The organism is Streptomyces sp. enrichment culture (assembly GCF_964272855.1).
In the GTDB taxonomy this organism is placed as follows: Bacteria; Actinomycetota; Actinomycetes; order Streptomycetales; family Streptomycetaceae; genus Streptomyces.
This window is the reverse complement of record NZ_OZ186847.1, coordinates 4020584-4040739: the sequence shown is the minus strand read 5'-3', so window position 1 is coordinate 4040739 and position 20156 is coordinate 4020584. Positions and strand designations below refer to the sequence as shown.

Sequence of the window (20156 nt, the reverse complement as noted above, 5' to 3'; positions counted from 1 at the left end):
CCCGGTCACTCCCCGACGAAGACCCCCGCCACGGCAGCGGCGTGCGCCGCCCGCGCGGCCCGCTCCGCGGCGGGGGCGTCGGGGACCGCCCCGGACGTCAGCAACCCGTAGTACAGCGGAGCGGACACCGCCCGTACGACCGCCCGCGCGTCCGTGCCCTCCGGCAACTCGCCCCGGGCCACTCCCTGCTCCACGCACCGCGCCCACTCGGTCACCCGCACCTCGTAGAACCGCCGCAGCGCCTGCGCCGTCCGCTCGTCGCACGTCGCCGCCGCGATCACCGCGCGGAACAGCGCCCCCTGCCGCTCGTCCGCCAGCGTCCGCTGCACGAGCAGCGCGTTGGCCCGCAGATCGCCGAGCACCGACCCGGTCTCCTCCCGGGGCGAGGACTGCTCGGCCATGTCGACGAGCAGGTCCGCCACGAGCCCGGTGACGGACCCCCAGCGCCGGTACACGGTGGTCTTCCCGACCTCCGCGCGCCGCGCCACGTCCGCGAGGTCCAGCCGGTCGAACCCCTGCTCGGCCAGGACGTCCCCGGCCGCCCGCAGCACTGCGGCGCGTACCCGCGCGGTGCGCCCTCCGGGACGTACGGTGCCGGGTTCGGCGGTCGACATATCGGCCTCCTGGGTGCACTTGGTGCCCGTACGGGTCACCCCGCCAGGGTAACGAAACAGCAGAACCGTTTACCTCTTCACCGAGCGTGACATCCCCATGTCCCCGCACGTCATCGTCCTGATACCGTCCCGGCCAACGGCCCGTGTCCCACCTGGTCCGCCACATACGTTTCATCGCTGAGAGGTTGAGCATGACGGACGACGTCGCAGCAGCACGGGCCGCCGCCGAGGAGGAGTCCGCCTTCTCGCACCCGCCCGTCGACCCCGACGCCACGGCCTCCTACGGCGACCACCCCGACCAGGTGATCGACTTCTACGCCCCGCGCGGTGCCGAGACCACCGGTCCGGCCGTCCTCGCCCCGCTGGTCGTCGTGCTGCACGGCGGCGCCTGGCGCGCTCCGTACGACCGCAGGCACATCAGCCCGTTCGCTGACTTCCTGGCCCGTAGGGGATTCGCGGTGGCCAGCGTGGAGTACCGGCGCGGGGGCACGGAGACCGGCGCCGGGGACCAGCCCGTCGCCGGCCGCTGGCCGGACACCTTCGACGACGTCGCCGCGGCGCTCGATGCCCTCCCCGGCCTCGTCCGCGAGGCGCTTCCGCAGGCCGACCCCCGCCGCACGGTGCTCACCGGCCACTCGGCGGGCGGCCACCTCGCGCTGTGGGCCGCCGGCCGGCACGTCCTGCCGGCCGGCGCGCCCTGGCGCACCGACGGTCCCGCACCCCTGCGCGGGGTCGTCGCGCTCGCCCCGATCGCCGACCTCGCGGTCTCGGTGAAGCTGGACGTGTGCGGTGGAGCGGTGCGGCAACTCCTGGGCGGCGAGGACGCGTTCGCCGACCGGCAGCCGTACGCCGACCCGGCGCTGCTGCTGCCCACGGGCATCGCGACGACGCTGGTCCAGGGCCGTACGGACCTGGACGTGCCGCAGGCGGTCGCCGAGTCGTACGCGGAGGCGGCGGCGAAGGCGGGCGAGGTCGTCGGGCTGACCCTGCTGGAGGACGTCGGTCACTTCCCGCTGATCGACCCGGCGGCGGACGCGTGCGCGGTGGTGGCGGAGGAGATCGCCCAGCTGGCGTGGTGAGGCCCCGCGGCTTCGCGGACCCCGTCGCTCCGAGGCCTCTGGGGCTCGTCCGCCTGGGCATGTCCGCATGGCCCTGTCTGCCTGGCCATGTCCGTCTGGCCATGTCCGTCTGGCCCAGTCCGTCTGACCCTGTCATACCCGTCATACCTGAGAGCTACGTCCGCGAAGAGCTCTCCGGCGTGACGCGGGCGACGGCTCCCGCTCCGTAACTTCCCGATCAGTGAAGCCCGATGGCCGGGCGGACGGGGAGGGAAGCGAGTCATGGAGCCGACCGCTGCGCGGCGTGCCGACACCGGGGACGGGACCACGGCAGACCGCCGCCGTGCGCCCCGTGGGCTGCGTTCCCTGCTCGCCCTCCTCGTCACCGCCGCGGTCGTCCTGCCGCTCTCCGCCGCGGCCCGCCCGCAGATCCCCGCCCCCGCACCCGCCGTGCTGCCCCCGCTCTCCGCGGCCACCCTGGACGCGGCGTACGCGGCCAACCGCGCCAACGCCGAGCAGGCCTCCCGCATGGCCGCCGCCCACGGCGACCGCCACCGCGCCGCGGCCGACCGCGCCCTGGCCGGCCGGTCCCGGCAGCTCCTCGCCTTCGACGGGCGCGGGGCCGGCCGGACCACGGAGGTCTTCGGCGACCTCGCCCACGCCGACCACGTCGCCGTCCTGGTCCCCGGATCCGACACCGGCCTCGACACCTACGGCCGCTTCCGCGCCACCGCGACCGCCCTCCACCACCAACTCGCCAAGCAGGCGGGCGAGTCCACGCGTACGGCGGTGGTGGCCTGGCTCGGGTACGAGACGCCCGGCACCGTCAGCTCCACGGTCCTCACCACCGGCCGCGCCGACGAGGCCGCCCCGCGTCTGGACCGGTTCCTGCGGCAGCTGCGCACCCTCACCGGCCGCGACGCCCACGTGTCCCTGGTGTGCCACTCCTACGGCTCGGTCGTCTGCGCCCGCGCCGCCGCCCTGGGCTCACCGATGGCCGACCTGGCCCTGCTCGGCAGCCCCGGCACCGGCGCCGACTCCGCGGCCGCGCTGCGCACCACCGCCCGGGTCTGGGCGGCCCGGGGCGGCGACGACTGGATCGCCGGAGTCCCGCACGCGAAGGCGGACCTCTTCGGCACCACCGTCGGCTTCGGCACCGACCCGGTGTCCCCGGCCTTCGGCGCCCGTGTCTTCGCCGCCGGAGACGGCGGCCACAGCGACTACTTCGCGCCGGGCTCGGTCTCCCTGGCGAACCTCGCCCGGATCGTGCTCGGCCGGACCTCGGAGGTGACCCATGCGTGAACCGACGCCCCTCATCAGGAGCGCCGCGCGGCTCGACGCGGCGACCCCCGTCACCCGTGACCGCGCGGTCGACGCCCTGCGCGCCCTCGCCATCCTCGGCGTCGTCCTCGGCCACTGGCTGGTGACCGCCCTGGTCGCGGACGGCGGCACCCTGCGCACCGACAGCCCGCTGCGGCACCTTCCCCGGCTCGCCCCGATCTCCTGGGTCTTCCAGACACTCGCCGTGTTCTTCCTGGTCGGCGGGCACGTGGCGACCCGCAGCCACGCGTCGGCGCGGGCTCGCGGGGTGACCTACGGGCAGTGGCTGCGCGCCCGCCTGGTCAGACTGTTCGGCCCGGTGGCCGCCCTGCTCGCCCTGTGGGCGGTGGCCACGGCGGGCCTGCTGCTGAGCGGCGCCGAGTACGCCACCGTGCGCACCCTGGTGAAGCTAGCCCTGTCCCCCTTGTGGTTCCTGCTGGTCCTCGCCGCGCTGACGGCGGCGACTCCGCTGCTCACCAGGGTCAACCCGCTGTGGCCGCTGGCCGTCGTACTCCATGTGGATCTGGTGCGTTTCGGCCTCGGCGGCCCCTCCTGGCTGGGCTGGGCCAACCTGGCGGCCGGCTGGCTGGTGCCCTACACGCTGGGCGCCGCCTGGACCCGGGGGGAGCTGGAGCGCCGGCGCGCCGGATGGGTCCTGCTGGCCGGCGGGGCGGCGGTGACGGCCGCGCTGGTGGCCTGGGCGGGGTATCCGGCGTCGATGGTCGGCGTGCCGGGCGCCGCGGTCTCCAACCTGAACCCGCCCACGCTGGCCGCCGTCACCTTCGGCCTGGCCCAGTGCGGGCTGGCCCTGCTGCTGCGCGAGCCGCTGCGCCGCGTGCTGCGCCGGCCGGTCGCCTGGGCGGCGGTCGTCCTGGTCAACCTCTCCGCCATGACGATCTTCCTCTGGCATCAGACGGCCCTGATGGCCACCACGGCCACCGCCCTCCTCGCGGGTCCGCTGCCCGGTCTGCACACGGTCCCCGACGACCTGGGCTGGATCGCCGTGCGGCTGGCCTGGCTGCCGGTGTTCGCGCTCGCGCTGACCGTCTGCTGGGTCGCCTTCCGCTCCCACGAGCAGCACCCGGCCCCGCGTGGGCGCCCGTCCCGAGTGGTCCGCGTGCACCGGGCCGAGGGCAGCACGGTGGCGAAGGAGGCCCGGCGTGCCTAGCGAGACGCCCCCTAGGGTTGAGCGCGTGACGGAGACGGGGAGGGGCCGACACCCGGTGGTGCGCCGCCTGCGGGGCTGGCTGGGCGTGCTGCGCGACGACCTGTGGACGGTCCGCGCGGACCCGCTGCCCGCCTTCGTATGGCTGCGCTGGCTGCCGCACGGAGTGCTGTGCCTGGCGGCGTTGGGCATCTTCCTCGGCGAGGTCGCGCAGCTCCAGGACCACGGAGGCCTGCCCCTCGGTTACGCCCTCCCGGTCGGGCTGGCCAAGGCCGGCGCGGTGGTGCTCGCGCTGTCGCGGCCGATCCCCGCGTGGTGGCTGTCGACGGCGGCCACGGTGATCGGGGCGCTCGGTGTCCGGCAGCGGATGATGTCCGGCGACTCGCACGACTTCACCTGGCCGTGGACGTCTGCCGGCCTCATAGCCCACCTGCTCGTGCTGCTGCTGCTCGCGCTGCGCGTGCCCAGCCGGGTGTCGGCAGAGGCCCTGTTCGTGACGCTGGGGATCACCTGGCTCCTGCAGGGGGTGCTGGGCGCGCCGGGCTACCAGAGCACCGGTGTCCTCGCGATCTGCCTGTTCTCGTTCGCCGTGATACTCGGCATGGCCCTGCGCGGCCGCCGCGAAGCCCGCGCCGAACTCGGCCGGCAGGCCACCATGACCGCCGAGGAACGCGCCCGCCGCACCCTCCTGGAGGAGCGCAGCCGGATCGCTCGGGAGCTGCACGACGTGGTCGCCCACCACATGTCGGTGATCTCCATCCAGGCGCAGGTCGCCCCGCACCTGGTGGAGAACCCGTCCGAGGAGCTGAAGGAGAACCTGGCGGGCATCCGGCAGAACGCCCTGGAGGCGCTGACCGAACTGCGCCGCGTCCTCGGCGTGCTGCGCTCCGAGAACCCCGAGGACCCGTACGGGCTGGGAACGCCCGGCGGCGGTACCGCACCGCACGCCCCGCAGCCCACCCTGGACCGCCTGGACGCGCTGATCGAGAACACCCGGGCCGCCGGTCTGAACGTCGTCGCCGACATCCGGGGCGAGCCCGGCCGCCCGTACCCGCCCGGGGTGGAACTGTCGGCGTACCGGATCGTCCAGGAGGCCCTGAGCAACGCGCTGCGGCACGCGCAGGGTTCCGATGTCCGCGTCGAGGTCGGCCACCGGCGCGAGGGCCTGGTCCTGGAAGTGACCAACAGCCGTCCGGAGCGGCCCGTCCCGCCGTCCCCGGGCGCCGGTCACGGCCTGCTCGGCATGCGCGAGCGCGCGGCGATGCTCGGCGGCCACGTCTCGGCCGTGCCGACGCTGCACGGCGGGTTCCAGGTGACGGCGTTCCTGCCCAGGGACGGCGGTGCCACCGACTACGCGAACCTGCCCCTGGAGCGCGTGCCCGGCATCCCGGAACCGGAGTACGTCTTCCCCGAACCCCTGCCCAGACGCGACCCCCCGACAGGAGAAGAGACCCCATGACGAGCGGCACGATCCGCGTACTCATCGCCGACGACCAGCAGATGGTCCGGCAGGGCTTCACCGTGCTGCTCAACACCATGCCGGACATCGAGGTGGTCGGGCAGGCGGTGGACGGCCTGGACGCGGTCGCCCAGGTCGCCGAACTCGCCCCGGAGGTCGTGCTGATGGACATCCGCATGCCGGAGCTCGGCGGCATCGAGGCCACCCGGCGCATCACGGCGGAGGCACAGGCCCCCCGCGTGCTGGTGCTCACCACCTTCGACCTCGACGAGTACGTGTACGAGGCACTGCGCGCCGGGGCCTCCGGGTTCCTGCTGAAGGACGCCTCCGCGGAGCAGCTGGCCGAGGCGGTCCGGGTGGTGGCCGCCGGGGACGCGCTGCTCGCGCCCGGCATCACCCGGCGGCTGATCGCCGAGTTCTCCCGCCTGGACGGCGCGCCCCGCGCCCCGCTCAAGGAACGCGTCGCCGACCTCACCGAGCGCGAGACCGAGGTCCTGGCGCTGATCGCCCGCGGTCTGTCGAACGCGGAGATCGCCCGGCAACTGGTGGTCGCGGAGCAGACCGTGAAGACCCACGTCGGCCGCATCCTGGTGAAGCTGGGGCTACGAGACCGGACGCAGGCGGCGGTGTTCGCGTACGAGTCGGGCCTGGTACGGCCGGCGGGTTACTGAGCGGGCCCTGTGCGGGGGCCGTGGCGGGCCTGTGCCGGGCCCCTTGTGGGGCCTGCGCGGGGAGCGTGGCGGGCCCGGGCCGGGGCCGTCGTGTGGCTTGCGCGGGGGCCGTGGCGGGCCTGTGCCGGGACCGTTGTGGGGCCTGCGCGGGGAGTGTCGCGGGCCTGCGCGGGGGCCGTGGCGGGCCTGGGCCGGGCCCGTCGTGCGGCCTGCGCGGGACCATCGCGGGCCTGCGCCGGGCCACCCGTAGTACCTGAGATGGATGCCGCAGGACCCCTCTCGCTGGTGACGACGGGGACACCCGGCCCGGCCTAACGTTTCGAACGTGACCGAGACGCCCCAGACGCACACGACGCCACCGGACGGCGCGGACTCCGCGTACGCCGCCTACAAGCCGCGCAGCCCCGAGTACCGGCTGGCCGCCGACGCCCTGCGCGGGCTGCGGCAGGACCTGTTCCACGACGCCCTCGCCTACCGTCCGCTGCCCCGCATGGCCGTCGACGGCCCGATCACCCGGCGGCTGCGCGGCCGGACGCGGGAGTACGTGTCGTGGACCCCGCACGCGATGATCGCCGTGGCCGGTTTCTTCGTGCTGATGATCGCGTCGACGACCACCAGCGGCGGCCCGAGCCCGCTGATCGGCCTGCTGGCCCTCGCGCCGGTGCTGGTGACGATGGTCCGGCCGGTCGTCGCGTTCTGGCTGTCGCTGGGCGCGGCGCTGGCCGCCACCGTGCTGGGCGGCCAGTGGGACTGGCCGTGGCCGGCCGGCGCCTTCGCCTGCCACCTGGTGGTGCTGACCGTCGTCGCGATCCGCACCCGGCCGCGCACGGCGGCGTGGATGTGGCTGCTGACCGGCGTCTACAGCCTCTTCGCCGAGAGCCTGTTCGGCATGGGCCACTACAACACCAACACCGGCCCCATGATGGTCGTCTCGGCGCTGATCCTGCTCGCCGTCACCGTGTGGCACATACGCCGGGACGCCGAGCAGGAGGTGACCGCCCAGCAGACGGTGACCGCGCACGAGCGTTCGCGGCGCACCCTGCTGGAGGAGCGCACCACGATCGCCCGCGAGCTGCACGATGTCGTGGCCCACCACATGTCGGTCGTCGCCATCCAGGCGGAGGCCGCCCCCTACCGGGTGGAGAACCCGCCGCCGGAGCTGGAGCGCGCGTTCGTGACCATCCGGGAGAACGCGGTGGCGGCCCTCACGGAACTGCGCCGCGTCCTGGGCGTGGTCCGCGCCGAGGACTACGAGGCCCCGGACGCCCCGCAGCCCACCCTCGCCGACCTGGAGGCGCTGCTCGCCAATGTGCGGGACGCGGGCCTCGACGTCGGCAAGACGGTGACCGGCGCGGTCCGCGAACTCCCCCAGGGCGTGGAGCTGTCGGCCTACCGGATCGTGCAGGAGGCGCTGAGCAACACCCTCAGACACGCGCCCGGCGCGGGCGCGCGGGTCGAGATCGGCTACGTTCTCGGGGGCCTGGGCCTGCGCGTGGTCAACGGCGCGCCGCCGGAGCCGTCCCTGGTGAAGCCATCGCCCGGCGCGGGGCACGGCATCACCGGGATGCGCGAGCGGGTCTCCATGCTGAACGGCGAGATGACGGCGGGCCCGACGGACGAGGGAGGCTACGAGGTGACGGTGTTCCTGCCGGTCCCGGCGACGAGCGAGGGTGACGCATGACCATCCGCGTCCTGATCGCGGACGACCAGATGATGGTGCGCGAGGGCTTCTCGGTCCTGCTGAACGCGATGCCGGACATCGAGGTCGTCGGCGAGGCAGTCAACGGGCGGGAAGCGGTCGCCCGGGTCCGCGAACTCGCCCCGGACGTGGTGCTGATGGACATCCGCATGCCGGAGCTGAACGGCATCGAGGCGACCCGGGAGATCGTCGCCGCGGACGGCACGGCGAAGGTGCTGGTGCTGACCACGTTCGACCTCGACGAGTACGTGTACCAGGCGCTGCGCGCGGGAGCCTCCGGGTTCCTGCTGAAGGACGCCTCGGCCCGTCAGCTCGCCGAGGGCGTCCGGGTGGTGGCCTCCGGGGAGGCGCTGCTCGCGCCGTCGGTCACCAAGCGGCTGATCACGGAGTTCTCCAAGCTGTCCGAGGCCCCGCGGACCCTGCCGGGGGCGCAGGAGGCGTACGGGGATCTCACCGACCGGGAGACGGAGGTGCTGGTCCTGATCGCCCACGGACTGTCGAACGCGGAGATCGCGGAGCGGCTGGTGGTCGCCGAGTCCACGATCAAGACGCATGTGAGCCGCATCCTGGTGAAGCTGGGGCTGCGGGACCGGACGCAGGCGGCGGTGTTCGCGTACGAGTCGCGGCTGGTGACGCCGGGCTGACCCGTGATCGTGAAGGGGGAGGCGGTCGATCCGGGCCGCTGGTCGGAGCCCTGGTCGGAGCCCTGGTCAGAGCGGGGTTCGCCGGGCTAGCGTCCGTTCATGTCAGCCTTCGACCCGTGGGACCCGGCGTTCCTCGCCGACCCGTACCCCGCCTATGCCGAGCTGCGCGCCCGGGGCCGCGTGCACTACTACGCGCCCACGAACCAGTGGTTGGTCCCGCACCACGCGGACGTCTCGGCGCTGCTCCGGGACCGTCGCCTGGGCCGCACCTACCAGCACCGGTTCACCCACGAGGACTTCGGACGCACCCCGCCCCCGCCGGAGCACGAGCCGTTCCACACGCTCAACGACCACGGGATGCTGGACCTGGAGCCGCCGGACCACACCCGGATCCGCCGTCTGGTGTCGAAGGCGTTCACACCGCGGACGGTCGAGCGGCTCAAGCCGTACGTGGAGCGGCTGGCCGGGGAGCTGGTCGACGGGCTCGTCCGGCGCGGCGGCGGCGATCTGCTCGCCGACATCGCCGAGCCGCTGCCGGTGGCGGTGATCGCCGAGATGCTGGGGGTCCCGGAGTCCGACCGGGCGCCGCTGAGGCCGTGGTCGGCGGACATCTGCGGGATGTACGAGCTGAACCCGTCGCAGGAGGCGGCGGAGCGGGCGGTGCGGGCGTCGGTGGAGTTCTCCGGCTATCTGCGCGAGCTGATCGCGGCGCGCCGTAAGGAGCCCGGCGACGACCTGATCTCCGGACTGATCGCGGCGCACGACGAGGGCGACCGGCTCACCGAGCAGGAGATGATCTCGACCTGCGTCCTGCTGCTGAACGCGGGCCACGAGGCGACGGTCAACGCCACGGTGGGCGGCTGGTGGACGCTGTTCCGCCACCCGGACCAGCTGGCGGCGCTCCGCGCGGACCACTCCCTGATCCCGTCCGCGATCGAGGAGCTGATGCGCTACGACACCCCGCTCCAGCTCTTCGAGCGCTGGGTCCTGGACGAGATCGAGATCGACGGGACGACGATCCCCCGGGGCGCGGAGCTGGCCCTGCTGTTCGGCTCCGCCAACCACGATCCGGCGGTGTTCACCGACCCCGGCCGCCTGGACCTGGCCCGCGCGGACAACCCGCACATCTCCTTCAGCGCCGGCATCCACTACTGCATCGGCGCCCCGCTGGCCCGCCTGGAGCTGGCCGCCTCCATGCGGGCGCTGCTGGAGCGGGCGCCGACGCTGACCCTGGCGGCGGAGCCGCGGCGCAAGCCGAACTTCGTGATCCGCGGCCTGGAAGGGCTTCAGGTGCGGGTCGGGTAGGTGATCAGCCGGTGAGCAGGTCCCGCCGTCGCAGGCCCGCCAGCCCCGCCGTCACCAGGGCCGCCGCCAGGGCGGTGAGGATCAGCACCGGCGTCCACTCCATCGCCCCGCCCGGCAGCTTCGGCAGATGCCCGAAGGGGGAGAGGTCCAGGACGGCCCGCGGTACGTCCAGGGCGGGGCCGATCCAGCCGATCAGCAGGACGGCCCCGGCGACCGCCCAGGCCGCCGTCGCGGCTCGCGGCAGCAGCCCGTGGAGCAGTACCGCGACGCCGCCGATCACCCACACCGCGGGCACCTGCGCCAGGCAGGCCCCGAGGACGGGCCCAACCTCCTTGCCGTAGCCGACGGCGAAGCCGAGTCCGGCCAGCAGCATGATCAGGACCGTGCCGCCGAACGCCACCACCAGATGGCCGGCGGCCCAGCGCAGCCGTCCCACGGCGTTCGCCAGTACCGGTTCGGCCCGGCCGGAGGTCTCCTCGCCGTGCAGCCGCAGCACCGACGCGACGATGTGCAGGGCCGCGACCAGCCCGAGCATCCCGATCATCGCCGAGAGGAACGCGTCGGTCAGCCCGGCCTGTCCGCCCATCCGCTCGATGATCCGCCGGGCGTTGTCGTTCTCGCCGACCAGGTCGGCCGCGCCCTCCGTCATCCCGCCGTACACCGTCCCGGCGAGCAGGAAGCCGGTGCTCCAGCCGAGCACGCCGCCCCGTTGCAGCCGCCAGGCCAGCGCGCCCGCGCTGCCGAGCCGCCCGGTGGCCGGTCCCGGCCGGGCCGGCAGGAAGCTCATGCCGATGTCCCGGCGTCCGGCGAGTTCGTAGGCGGCCACGCCCTGGAGGAGCGCGGCGCCCGCGAGGAGCAGCAGCACCCACCAGCGTTCTCCGGCGTAGGGGCGGAGGTTCTCCAGCCAGCCGATGGGGGACAGCCAGGTCAGTACGGAGGAGCCGTCGTCGGTCGCCGAGTCGCCGGCCGCGCGCAGGACGAACGCGGTGCCCAGCACGGCCGCCGTCAGGCCGCGGGCCAGCCGGGCGCTCTCGGTGAGCTGGGCGACGGTCGCGGCCAGCGTCGCGAACACCATGCCGAGCCCGGCGACGCCGAGCCCGAAGGCCAGCGCCCCGGTGCCGCCCTGCCCGGCCAGCCCGGCGGCGATCAGCGCGCCGAGGAGGGCGTTGGCGACGGCGGCGGTGAGCAGGGCCGCGGTCAGTGGGGCGCGGCGGCCGACCATCGCCGAGGCGATCAGCTCCTGGCGGCCGCTCTCCTCTTCGTCGCGGGTGTGCCGGACGACGAGGAGGAGGCTCATCACGGCGGCGAGCGCGCCCGCGTACACGCCGACGCGCCAGACCGTCAGGGCGCCGTAGGAGTCGTCGAGGACGGGGCCGACCATCGCGCGCAGGGAGGTGTTGGTCTCCATCTGGCGGACGAGGTCGGCGCGTTCGGCCGCGGTGCCGTACAGGCTTCTGATGGTGTTCGGCATGGACAGCACCATCAGGGCGTTGACGCCGACCCAGAGCGGGATGGTCGCCCGGTCGCGGCGCAGCGCGAAGCGCAGCAGGGTGCCGGTGCCGGCCAGCGGGCGCGCGCCGCCGGACCGTACGGCGAAGGCGGTGGCGGTCATCGGGCCGCCTCCCCGGCGAGGTCGTCCTGGTAGTGCCGCAGGAACAGCTCCTCCAGGGTGGGCGGCGTGGAGGTCAGCGATTGCACGCCGGACTCGCTCAGCTGCCTCAGGACGGCGTCGAGTTTGTCGGTGTCGACCTGGAGGCGGACGCGCCGCCCCTGGACGTCCAGGTCGTGCACACCGGGCAGCCGGGACAGGCCGTTCGGGGGGCCGGCCAGCTCGGCGGTGACGCTGGTGCGGGTCAGATGCCGCAGCTCGGCGAGCGAGCCGCTCTCCACGGTCCGCCCCTTGCGGATGATGCTGACCCGGTCGCACAGCTCCTCGACCTCGCTGAGGATGTGGGAGGACAGCAGGATCGTCCGCCCGCGCTCCCGCTCCTCGGTCACACAGCGCTGGAAGACCTCCTCCATCAGCGGGTCGAGGCCCGAGGTCGGCTCGTCGAGGATCAGCAGGTCGACGTCGGAGGCGAAGGCGGCGACGAGGGCGACCTTCTGCCGGTTGCCCTTGGAGTAGGTCCGCCCCTTCTTGGTCGGGTCCAGTTCGAACCGCTCGATCAGCTCCGCGCGCCGCCGGGGGTCGAGGCCTCCGCGCAGCCGGCCGTAGAGGTCGATGACCTCGCCGCCGGAGAGGTTGCGCCAGAGGGTGACGTCGCCGGGGACGTAGGCGATGCGGCGGTGCAGTTCGACCGCGTCCTTCCACGGGTCGCCGCCGAGCACCTGGGCGGCGCCCGAGTCGGCGCGCAGCAGGCCGAGCAGGACGCGGATGGTGGTGGACTTGCCGGCTCCGTTGGGGCCGAGGAAGCCGTGCACCTCGCCGGACTCCACCGAGAGGTCGAGGCCGTCGAGGGCGTGGGTCCGGCCGAAGGACTTGTGCAGTCCGGAGACGGTGATGGCCTTGGTCATGCTTGGAACGTACGCTTCTTTCAGAAATTTGTGAAGTTAAGGAATCGTATAAACCACAAGTAGACTCGCGGGCGGCGGCTCGACCTGGGGAGATGATCGGGGCATGGCGGAAGCGGAACGCGATCCGGAGACCGTCTCGCGGTTCGTGGAGAACTTCGCGGCGCAGCTCGTCGAGGCCGGCATGCCGCGCATGCCGGCCCGGGTCTTCGCGGCCCTGCTCGCCTCCGACTCCGGCGCCCTCACCTCCGCCGAACTCGGCGAGCAGCTGAAGATCTCACCCGCCGCGGTCTCCGGGGCGGTGCGCTACCTCTCCCAGGTGCACCTGCTGTCACGGGAGCGCGAACCGGGCTCGCGCCGGGAGCGGTACCGGGTGCACAGCGACCAGTGGTACGAGGCGCTCACCAACCGCGAGGCGATCATCAAACGGTGGGAGGACGCCCTCCGCGACGGCGTCTCCAGCCTCGGCGCGGACACTCCGGCCGGACGCAGGCTCACCGAGACGCTCGCCTTCTTCGAGTTCGTCGAGAAGGACGTCGAGGGCATGATGGAGCGCTGGCGCGCCCACCGCCGGAAGCTCTTCGGCACGGACTGAACGCACGAACCGAATGCCCGGCGACGGCCACGACGGCTACCCACGCCTACGACGGCTTGGGCAGGGTCAGCGCCAGTCCGCCCTCCCGGACCGTCCACGTCCGCCGCCGCACCGGCCCCGACACCAGCGCGTCCGCCCGGTAGCGGAAGTCCGCCCCGGACACGGTCACCCGGTGCCCGTCCGCCCGCAGCGGCGTGGCGGCGGCGCCGACCGACAGGGGCCGCACCTCCACGGTGACCGCGCCGGAGCCGCCGGGCGTCACCGTCACCGCCTCCACCGGCTGGCCGAGATCCACCAGCGTCTCCCCGTCGACCTCCACCCGCAGCCGGGCGGGCCCCGAGGCGGCGCTCGGCACGGAGGCGGCGGTCACCCGCGTCGTACGCGTCGGCACCAGCGTCCGGACCAGCGACTGGCAGGTCCGCAGCCACGGCCGCCCCACCGCAGTGGCCCCCGCCGGCGGCTCCGGCCCGGCGGGCAGCGGCGGAATGCCCACCGTGCCGACCACCACGCCGTCACTGTCGTCGACGAGCAGGTCCAGCCGCCGCTCGGAGCCCTCCAGGACGGCCCGTGCGGCCGCCACGGCGCTCGTCGGCACCCCGAGGGACCGGGCCAGCGACAGCACCCCGGAACCGGCCCCGACGGGCACCACGGACAGCACACATCCGGCCAGCTCCCGCTGCCGGTGCAAAAGGGACACGGCCCGGACCAGCGCGTGGTCGTCACCGACCACGACCGGTCGGCGGGAACCGCGCCGGGCGAGCATCCGGGCGAATTCCTCGGGGCCGTCCGGCAGGCACACCTTGGTGGCTGCACCGGCGCTGAGCACGTCTTTCGCGATCCGCGCCGACTCCGAGTCCACTCGCCTGGCGACCGGATCGATGATCACCAACAGTTGCTCGGACGTCGCGGAAGTCGCCACCTCGGTCATGCCTCGCTTCCTCGGGTAGCATCTTTGTGCAAGAGCCCCTTGCGCTATTGCGCCAGGGGCTTCGTCTATTCCGGGGCATCCGGTCCGACGGGTTGCGGCCAACGAAGGTCGCCGGTGTACCACCCGCACACGCGTGGTGTACACCCCTGACCCTGGACATGCCCCGCCCGGAAGGGGTGTACGCGCGTGCCCGCACTTGTGCTGCTCGGTGCTCAGTGGGGTGACGAAGGCAAGGGAAAGGCGACGGACCTGCTGGGCGGATCCGTCGACTATGTGGTGCGCTACCAGGGCGGCAACAACGCCGGCCACACGGTAGTCGTGGGTGACCAGAAGTACGCCCTCCACCTGCTCCCTTCCGGAATCCTGTCCCCCGGCTGCACGCCGGTCATCGGCAACGGCGTCGTCGTCGACCCGTCGGTCCTGCTCTCCGAGCTGAGCGGGCTGAACGAGCGAGGCGTTGACACGTCCAAGCTCCTGATCAGCGGCAACGCGCACATCATCACGCCGTACAACGTCACCGTCGACAAGGTGACGGAACGCTTCCTCGGAAAGCGCAAGATCGGCACCACCGGCCGCGGCATCGGCCCGACCTACGCGGACAAGATCAACCGCGTGGGCATCCGGGTCCAGGACCTGTACGACGAGTCGATCCTCCAGCAGAAGGTCGAGGCGGCGCTCGACGTCAAGAACCAGCTGCTGACCAAGCTCTACAACCGCCGCGCCATCGCCGTGGACCAGGTCGTCGAGGAGCTGCTGGGCTACGCCGAGCAGATCAAGCCGTACGTCGCCGACACGGTGCTGATCCTGAACAAGGCGCTGGACGACGACAAGGTCGTCCTGTTCGAGGGCGGCCAGGGCACCCTCCTGGACATCGACCACGGCACGTACCCGTTCGTGACCTCGTCGAACCCGACCGCTGGCGGCGCCTGCACCGGCGCCGGCGTGGGCCCGACCCGGATCAGCCGGGTCATCGGCATCCTCAAGGCGTACACGACCCGGGTCGGCGCGGGCCCGTTCCCGACCGAGCTGTTCGACGAGGACGGCGAGGCGCTGCGCCGGATCGGCGGCGAGCGGGGCGTGACCACCGGCCGTGACCGCCGCTGCGGCTGGTTCGACGCGGTGATCGCCCGCTACGCGACCCGGGTCAACGGCCTGACCGACTTCTTCCTCACCAAGCTGGACGTGCTCACCGGCTGGGAGCAGATCCCGGTCTGCGTCGCCTACGAGATCGACGGCAAGCGCGTCGAGGAGCTGCCGTACTCGCAGTCGGACTTCCACCACGCGAAGCCGGTCTACGAGACGCTGCCGGGCTGGTCCGAGGACATCACCAAGGCCAAGTCGTTCTCCGACCTGCCGAAGAACGCCCAGAACTACGTCAAGGCGCTGGAGGAGATGTCCGGCGCCCCGATCTCCGCGATCGGCGTGGGCCCCGGCCGGGACGAGACGATCGAGATCAACTCGTTCATCTGATCCCGCCGAGCATCGGCCGCCGGGCATCGTCGTGCGTCACAGCACGGCGATGCCCAGCGGCCTCTCACCCGCCGCGAGCCGGCGGGTTTTCCATGTCCTGGGGCCGTTCCCCAGGTCGACGACGGTGATGCCGTCCCAGTAGCCGCCGCGGGTGAAGCCGCCGGTGACGTAGGCGGTGCGGCCGTCCGCCGAGACCGTGACGTCCTCGTGGGGGCCGTCGAGGGGGACGACGGTCTCCTCGCCGTCCGGGGCGCGCACGGTCAGGGACGGGCCGTCGTCCGACGACGGGTCGATCGGGCCGGTGCCGACGACGAGGAGGGTGCCGTCGGGGGTGATCGCGGCGCCGTGCTGGTGGGTGTTCGCGGTCATGTCCTGGATCGTCGAGCGCCCGGTGGCCGGGTCGAGGACGACCAGCCGCTCGCCCTCGAACGGCAGCAGCAGACGGCCGTCGGAGGGCCGTACGACCGCGTAGTGCGGCTTCAGCCAGGAGCCGAGGCCGCCCTCGGTGCCGTAGGGGGCGACCTCCATGCGGCGGGGGGCGCCGTCGCCGTCGGTGGGGACGGCGGTGACGTCGAAGGAGTCGTGGCCGGTGGCGTACACCTCGCGGCCGTCGGGGGAGACGTCCACGTCGAAGGGGCGGCGGCCGACCGGCGCGGTGTCCGTGACCTCGCGGGTGGCGGTGTCGATGGTCTCCAGCGTGCCGTCGCCGGACGGGACGTTCACGCCCACGTACACGTGTCGTTCGTCGGGGGCGAGCGCGATGCCCATGCCGCCGCCCCGGTACTCGCCGTCCGTGACGGGACCCAGGTTCCTCGTCCGGTAGGGGACGAGACCGAGGCGGGTACGGGTGCGGGTGTCGACGACGGCGACGCCCTCGGCCGTGGCGACCCAGGCCCGGCCCCGCCCGTCCACCACCAGCCCGTAGGGGGCGGTGCCGACCCGTACGGAGTCCAGCGGACCCTTCTCGGGGTCGACGAAGGTCACGGTGTCGGAGCCGAAGTCGGCGACGAGGAGGGTGCCGTCGGGGAGCGGCCCGGAGGACGTGGGGGAACTAGCCGGGGAAGCGGTCGGGGAAGCGATCGGCGTGGGGGAGGCGGACGCCGCCGGGCGGGCCCCGCTGTCCCCGATGCCCCCGGCACCCCCGGCGCCCCCGGTGCAGCCCGCGCACAGCGACACGGCCGCCGCCACGGCCGCGCCCACGGCCAGGCCCGCCCGCCTCACCGTACGGCCTTCAGCAGTCCGGCGATCTCGGTGAACCCGCGCCGTTCGGCGTGCTCCAGGGCGGTGACGCCGTCGCCGTCGGGCAGGCCGGGTGTGGCCCCGGCGGTGATCAGGAGTTCCACGATCTCCTGGTGGGCGCGGCCCCCGTGGCCGAGGATCACCGCCTCCAGCAGCGCGGTCCAGCCAAGGCGGTTGACGTGATCGACGTCGATGTCGGTCTCGCGCAGCACCGCACGGACGTAGGCGACGTGGCCGCGTTCGGCGGCGGGGATGAGGGAGACGCCGCCGAACCGGTTGCCCTGCTTCAGGTCCGGGCCCGCCGGGAGCAGGGTGCGCATCATCGGGACGCTGCCGGTGACACCGGTGACCAGCCACGGGCTGTCCGCCCGGTCGTCGGCGGCGTTCACGTCGGCGCCCGCGGCGACCAGCACCTCGGCGGTGGCCACATGGTCGCCGAGGGCGGCCAGCAGCAGGGGCGTGCGGCGGTGGGCGTCGCGGGCCTCCGGGGCGGCGCCGGCGGCGAGGGCGGCGCGGACGGCGGCGGTGTCGCCCGCCTCGGCGGCGGTCAGCAGGGCACGGTCGGCGGAGGTCATGGGGGTGCTCCCGGGGCGGATCGGGGAGAACAGCCGGCGGCGCACGCCACGGGGGGTCGCGTGCGCCGCCGGGGTCCGGAGGGACGTGGTCCTCAAGGTGTCACGTCAGCGGGTCAGCGCCGCCACGCCGGCCCGCGCGTACTTCTCGTCCAGGTCGCCGGAGGGGGCGCCCGCGACACCGATGCCCGCGATCGGCGCGCCCTTGGCGGTGACCGGGGCGCCGCCGCCGAGGAACAGGGTGCCGGGAATGTCCTTCAGGTTGGGGGCCTGCTCCAGGCGCTTCACCAGCTCGGAGGTGGGGGCGTTCCAGGAGACGGCGGTGAAGGCCTTGCGCTCGGCGGACTCGTAGGACTGCGGGCCGGCGCCGTCGCCGCGCAGGGTGACGATGGTGTTGCCGTTGCGGTCGACGACGGCGACGGAGACGCGCTGGCCGTCCTTCTCGGCGGCGTCCAGCGTGGCCTGCGCGGCCTCGGTCGCGGCGGCGACGGTGAGGTGGGTGGACTGGACGAGGCCGGGGTTCTTCACGTCGGCCCGCACGGCGGCCGGGGCGCCCTGGGCCGGGGAGTCGGCGTTGGCGGCGACGGCGCCGAAGGTGCCGAGGGCGACGGCGGCGACGAGGGTGCCGCCGGTGATGACACGGGCGCGCTTCGAGATCTTCTTGTGCTGCTGCATGTCCTCCATGCTGGTGCCGCGAACGGGCCCGGCCCGTCGGTGTTCCGGCTGCCTCCGGCGGCCGGAACGGGTGACGCGGGTGTCAGCCGAACGGTTGACCCCGGCGGGCTCCGAGGCGGGGTAGGGGCGTCCGCCCGGCGCCCGGGGGCGCGGGCCTGCGGCCCCGCGCGCCGGTGCGCTTGCACGATCAGGTGAGGGAGGGGCCGGTGCGCCTCGCGGGGCGGGTGGCGCCCCGTATCCAGAGTCCATGGATGATCTCCAGGACGACCGTACGTCCTTCTCCCGCCGCCGCTTCACGACCGCCGCCGCCGTCACCACCCCCGCACTGCTCGGTCTGACCGCCCAGACCGCCGCGGCGGCTCCCGCCGTCGCGCCCGGTGCGCCCACGGCGGCCCCCGCGGCCCCGCGCTCCACCGCCGACTGGGACACCTGCCTCGCCGTGGCCCGCGCGTTACTGCTGGTCGACGAGGACGACCGGTCGCTGGTGCCGACGTACAGGCGCGTCCTCGAATCCGGACTGCCGAAGGGCCGCGGCGGGACGAAGGAGATCCTGGTGATCGGCGCCGGGCCCGCCGGGCTCGTCGCCGCCTGGCTGCTGAAGCGGGCCGGGCACCGGGTCACCCTGATCGAGGCCAACGGCAACCGGGTCGGCGGCCGGATCAAGACCTTCCGCACCGGTGGGCACGAGAACGCGGCCCAGCCGTTCGCCGACCCCCTGCAGTACGCGGAGGCCGGTGCGATGCGCATCCCCGGCAGCCATCCCCTGGTGATGCAGCTCATCGACCAGCTCGGGGTGAAGCGGCGCCGGTTCCACCTCGTCGACGTGGACGGCGAGGGCAAGCCCGTCAACAACAGCTGGCTCTACGTCAACGGCGTGCGGATGCGCCGGTCCGCGTACGCGCGGGCGCCGCGGCGGATCAACCGCTCGTTCGGGGTGCCGCGCGAGCTGTGGGACACGCCCTCGTCGACGATCCTGCGGCGCGCCCTGGACCCGGTACGGGACGAGTTCAGCACGGTGGGCGCGGACGGCAAGCGGGTCGACAAGCCGATGCCGGAGCGGGTGCGGGGCTGGGCCCGGGTGATCCAGAAGTACGGCGACTGGTCGATGTTCCGCTTCCTGACCGAGGAGGCCGGGTTCGACGAGCGCACCATCGATCTCGTCGGCACCCTGGAGAACCTGACGTCCCGGCTGCCGCTGTCCTTCGTGCACAGCTTCATCAGCCAGTCGCTGATCAGCCCGGACACCGAGTTCTGGGAGCTGGTCGGCGGCACCGCCGTGCTGCCGGACGCGCTGCTGGAGCGGGTGGACGACGTGCTGCGGCTCGACCGGCGCGCCACCCGGATCGAGTACCGGGACGAGGGCGGGCCCCGGGTGGCGGTCGACACCGTGTCCGAGGGCCGCGACGGCAAGGTGGAACGCGAGCGGTTCACCGGCGACCTCGCGATCGTCACCGTGCCGTTCTCCGGTCTGCGCCAGGTGCAGATCAGCCCGCTGATGTCGTACGGCAAACGCCGTGCGGTCGCCGAACTGCACTACGACAGCGCGACGAAGGTGCTGCTCGAGTTCAGCCGCCGCTGGTGGGAGTTCGGCGAGGAGGAGTGGAAGACGGAGCTGGACGCGGTGCGGCCCGGGCTGTACGAGCAGTACCGGTCCGGGAAGGCGCCCGACGACGGCAGTCTGCTCGGCGCGCACCCGTCCGTTCCCGAGGGCCACATCAGCAAGGCCCAGCGCGCGCACTACGCCGCCAACCGCTGGGACACCCGGGAGCAGCCGGAGGCCGCGCGGGTCGTCGGCGGGGGATCGGTCGCCGACAACTCCAACCGGTTCCTGATCCATCCCTCCCACCCGGTCCCCGGCAGCGACGGCGGTGTCGTCCTCGCCTCCTACAGCTGGGCCGACGACGCCTCCCGCTGGGACTCCTTCGACGACGACGCCCGCTATCCGCACGCCCTGCGCGGACTGCAGCAGGTGTACGGCCAGCGGGTGGAGGTCTTCTACACCGGTGCCGGCCGCACCCAGAGCTGGCTGCGCGACCCGTACGCCTACGGGGAGGCCTCGGTGCTGCTGCCCGGCCAGCACACGGAACTGCTCCAGGCCATCCGGGCCGCCGAGGGCCCGCTGCACTTCGCGGGCGATCACACCTCCGTCAAGCCGTCCTGGATCGAGGGCGCGCTCGAATCGGGGGTGCGGGCCGCGCTGGAGGCGCACCGGGCGTCGGCCGGCGCCTGAC

18 protein-coding genes are annotated in these 20156 nt (G+C 73.7%); 11 read left to right on the top strand and 7 right to left on the bottom strand.

Translation table 11 applies throughout. The annotated features are described in order from the left end of the window. Positions 1-5: 5 nt before the first annotated feature. A complete protein-coding gene (locus ACSU6L_RS17420; protein WP_437064934.1) occupies positions 6-614 on the bottom strand; it encodes a TetR/AcrR family transcriptional regulator in 609 nt (202 codons plus the stop codon). A gap of 191 nt (positions 615-805) precedes the next feature. Here ACSU6L_RS17420 and ACSU6L_RS17415 point away from each other — a divergent pair, with 191 nt between their 5' ends. The 8 genes from ACSU6L_RS17415 (at position 806) to ACSU6L_RS17380 (ending at position 9935) form a co-directional block, all read left to right on the top strand. Further along, positions 806-1693 carry an alpha/beta hydrolase gene (locus ACSU6L_RS17415; protein ID WP_437057860.1) on the top strand — a complete coding sequence of 296 codons (888 nt, stop codon included), beginning with the start codon at positions 806-808 and terminating at the stop codon, positions 1691-1693. A 261-nt stretch (positions 1694-1954) separates the two neighbouring features. Beyond that, a complete protein-coding gene (locus tag ACSU6L_RS17410) occupies positions 1955-2974 on the top strand; it encodes an alpha/beta hydrolase (protein WP_437057858.1) in 1020 nt (339 codons plus the stop codon). Next, positions 2967-4160, top strand: coding sequence for an acyltransferase family protein (locus ACSU6L_RS17405; RefSeq protein WP_437057856.1), 1194 nt, complete (start codon positions 2967-2969; stop codon positions 4158-4160). The genes ACSU6L_RS17410 and ACSU6L_RS17405 overlap by 8 nt, the downstream gene beginning before the upstream one ends. 25 nt (positions 4161-4185) lie before the next feature. Further along, on the top strand, positions 4186-5616 hold the full coding sequence (locus tag ACSU6L_RS17400; protein WP_437057854.1) for a sensor histidine kinase: 1431 nt from the start codon (positions 4186-4188) through the stop codon (positions 5614-5616). Further along, the gene (locus tag ACSU6L_RS17395) at positions 5613-6287 is read left to right on the top strand and encodes a response regulator (RefSeq protein ID WP_437057852.1); all 675 of its coding nucleotides are present in this window, start codon (positions 5613-5615) and stop codon (positions 6285-6287) included. Before ACSU6L_RS17400 ends, ACSU6L_RS17395 begins: the two co-directional genes overlap by 4 nt. A gap of 325 nt (positions 6288-6612) precedes the next feature. Then, the gene (locus ACSU6L_RS17390; protein WP_437057851.1) at positions 6613-7968 is read left to right on the top strand and encodes a sensor histidine kinase; all 1356 of its coding nucleotides are present in this window, start codon (positions 6613-6615) and stop codon (positions 7966-7968) included. Next, a complete protein-coding gene (locus ACSU6L_RS17385; RefSeq protein WP_437057849.1) occupies positions 7965-8630 on the top strand; it encodes a response regulator in 666 nt (221 codons plus the stop codon). The genes ACSU6L_RS17390 and ACSU6L_RS17385 overlap by 4 nt, the downstream gene beginning before the upstream one ends. Before the next feature lie 99 nt (positions 8631-8729). Further along, positions 8730-9935: a cytochrome P450 gene (locus ACSU6L_RS17380; protein ID WP_437057847.1), complete on the top strand. Its 1206-nt coding sequence runs from the start codon at positions 8730-8732 to the stop codon at positions 9933-9935. Positions 9936-9939: 4 nt separating this feature from the next. On the opposite strand, the gene ACSU6L_RS17375 is transcribed toward ACSU6L_RS17380, so the two are convergent. Beyond that, the gene (locus tag ACSU6L_RS17375; protein ID WP_437057845.1) at positions 9940-11547 is read right to left on the bottom strand and encodes an ABC transporter permease; all 1608 of its coding nucleotides are present in this window, start codon (positions 11545-11547) and stop codon (positions 9940-9942) included. Continuing rightward, a complete protein-coding gene (locus tag ACSU6L_RS17370; protein ID WP_437057843.1) occupies positions 11544-12449 on the bottom strand; it encodes an ABC transporter ATP-binding protein in 906 nt (301 codons plus the stop codon). The genes ACSU6L_RS17375 and ACSU6L_RS17370 overlap by 4 nt, the downstream gene beginning before the upstream one ends. Before the next feature lie 103 nt (positions 12450-12552). Here ACSU6L_RS17370 and ACSU6L_RS17365 point away from each other — a divergent pair, with 103 nt between their 5' ends. Next, the gene (locus ACSU6L_RS17365) at positions 12553-13041 is read left to right on the top strand and encodes a GbsR/MarR family transcriptional regulator (protein WP_437057841.1); all 489 of its coding nucleotides are present in this window, start codon (positions 12553-12555) and stop codon (positions 13039-13041) included. A 46-nt stretch (positions 13042-13087) separates the two neighbouring features. On the opposite strand, the gene ACSU6L_RS17360 is transcribed toward ACSU6L_RS17365, so the two are convergent. Continuing rightward, positions 13088-13969 (bottom strand): diacylglycerol kinase, encoded by an 882-nt coding sequence (locus tag ACSU6L_RS17360; protein ID WP_365516922.1) that lies wholly within the window; start codon positions 13967-13969, stop codon positions 13088-13090. Positions 13970-14155: 186 nt separating this feature from the next. Here ACSU6L_RS17360 and ACSU6L_RS17355 point away from each other — a divergent pair, with 186 nt between their 5' ends. Next, entirely contained in the window at positions 14156-15439 is a 1284-nt protein-coding gene (locus tag ACSU6L_RS17355; RefSeq protein ID WP_073943159.1) for an adenylosuccinate synthase, read from the top strand. A 36-nt stretch (positions 15440-15475) separates the two neighbouring features. Here the strand turns inward: ACSU6L_RS17355 and ACSU6L_RS17350 are convergent, their stop codons facing one another. From ACSU6L_RS17350 to ACSU6L_RS17340, 3 genes are all read right to left on the bottom strand, one after another. Next, positions 15476-16660, bottom strand: a complete 1185-nt coding sequence (locus tag ACSU6L_RS17350) for a hypothetical protein (RefSeq protein WP_437057838.1) — start codon at positions 16658-16660, stop codon at positions 15476-15478. After that, on the bottom strand, positions 16657-17253 hold the full coding sequence (locus ACSU6L_RS17345; RefSeq protein ID WP_437057836.1) for an ankyrin repeat domain-containing protein: 597 nt from the start codon (positions 17251-17253) through the stop codon (positions 16657-16659). The genes ACSU6L_RS17350 and ACSU6L_RS17345 overlap by 4 nt, the downstream gene beginning before the upstream one ends. A 105-nt stretch (positions 17254-17358) precedes the next feature. Beyond that, positions 17359-17925 carry a GlcG/HbpS family heme-binding protein gene (locus tag ACSU6L_RS17340; protein WP_437057834.1) on the bottom strand — a complete coding sequence of 189 codons (567 nt, stop codon included), beginning with the start codon at positions 17923-17925 and terminating at the stop codon, positions 17359-17361. A 247-nt stretch (positions 17926-18172) separates the two neighbouring features. Here ACSU6L_RS17340 and ACSU6L_RS17335 point away from each other — a divergent pair, with 247 nt between their 5' ends. Beyond that, positions 18173-20155 (top strand): flavin monoamine oxidase family protein, encoded by a 1983-nt coding sequence (locus ACSU6L_RS17335; RefSeq protein WP_437057832.1) that lies wholly within the window; start codon positions 18173-18175, stop codon positions 20153-20155. Position 20156: the final 1 nt, after the last annotated feature.

Bases quoted from the DNA above. Each gene is read 5' to 3' on its own strand.
- ACSU6L_RS17365 (WP_437057841.1), top strand. From the start codon at position 12,553: ATGGCGGAAGCGGAACGCGATCCGGAGACCGTCTCGCGGTTCGTGGAG.
- ACSU6L_RS17380 (WP_437057847.1), top strand. From the start codon at position 8,730: ATGTCAGCCTTCGACCCGTGGGACCCGGCGTTCCTCGCCGACCCGTAC.
- ACSU6L_RS17410 (WP_437057858.1), top strand. From the start codon at position 1,955: ATGGAGCCGACCGCTGCGCGGCGTGCCGACACCGGGGACGGGACCACG.
- ACSU6L_RS17385 (WP_437057849.1), top strand. From the start codon at position 7,965: ATGACCATCCGCGTCCTGATCGCGGACGACCAGATGATGGTGCGCGAG.
- ACSU6L_RS17335 (WP_437057832.1), top strand. From the start codon at position 18,173: ATGGATGATCTCCAGGACGACCGTACGTCCTTCTCCCGCCGCCGCTTC.
- ACSU6L_RS17345 (WP_437057836.1), bottom strand. From the start codon at position 17,253: ATGACCTCCGCCGACCGTGCCCTGCTGACCGCCGCCGAGGCGGGCGAC.
- ACSU6L_RS17405 (WP_437057856.1), top strand. From the start codon at position 2,967: ATGCGTGAACCGACGCCCCTCATCAGGAGCGCCGCGCGGCTCGACGCG.
- ACSU6L_RS17340 (WP_437057834.1), bottom strand. From the start codon at position 17,925: ATGCAGCAGCACAAGAAGATCTCGAAGCGCGCCCGTGTCATCACCGGC.
- ACSU6L_RS17360 (WP_365516922.1), bottom strand. From the start codon at position 13,969: ATGACCGAGGTGGCGACTTCCGCGACGTCCGAGCAACTGTTGGTGATC.
- ACSU6L_RS17420 (WP_437064934.1), bottom strand. From the start codon at position 614: ATGTCGACCGCCGAACCCGGCACCGTACGTCCCGGAGGGCGCACCGCG.
- ACSU6L_RS17375 (WP_437057845.1), bottom strand. From the start codon at position 11,547: ATGACCGCCACCGCCTTCGCCGTACGGTCCGGCGGCGCGCGCCCGCTG.
- ACSU6L_RS17395 (WP_437057852.1), top strand. From the start codon at position 5,613: ATGACGAGCGGCACGATCCGCGTACTCATCGCCGACGACCAGCAGATG.
- ACSU6L_RS17370 (WP_437057843.1), bottom strand. From the start codon at position 12,449: ATGACCAAGGCCATCACCGTCTCCGGACTGCACAAGTCCTTCGGCCGG.
- ACSU6L_RS17415 (WP_437057860.1), top strand. From the start codon at position 806: ATGACGGACGACGTCGCAGCAGCACGGGCCGCCGCCGAGGAGGAGTCC.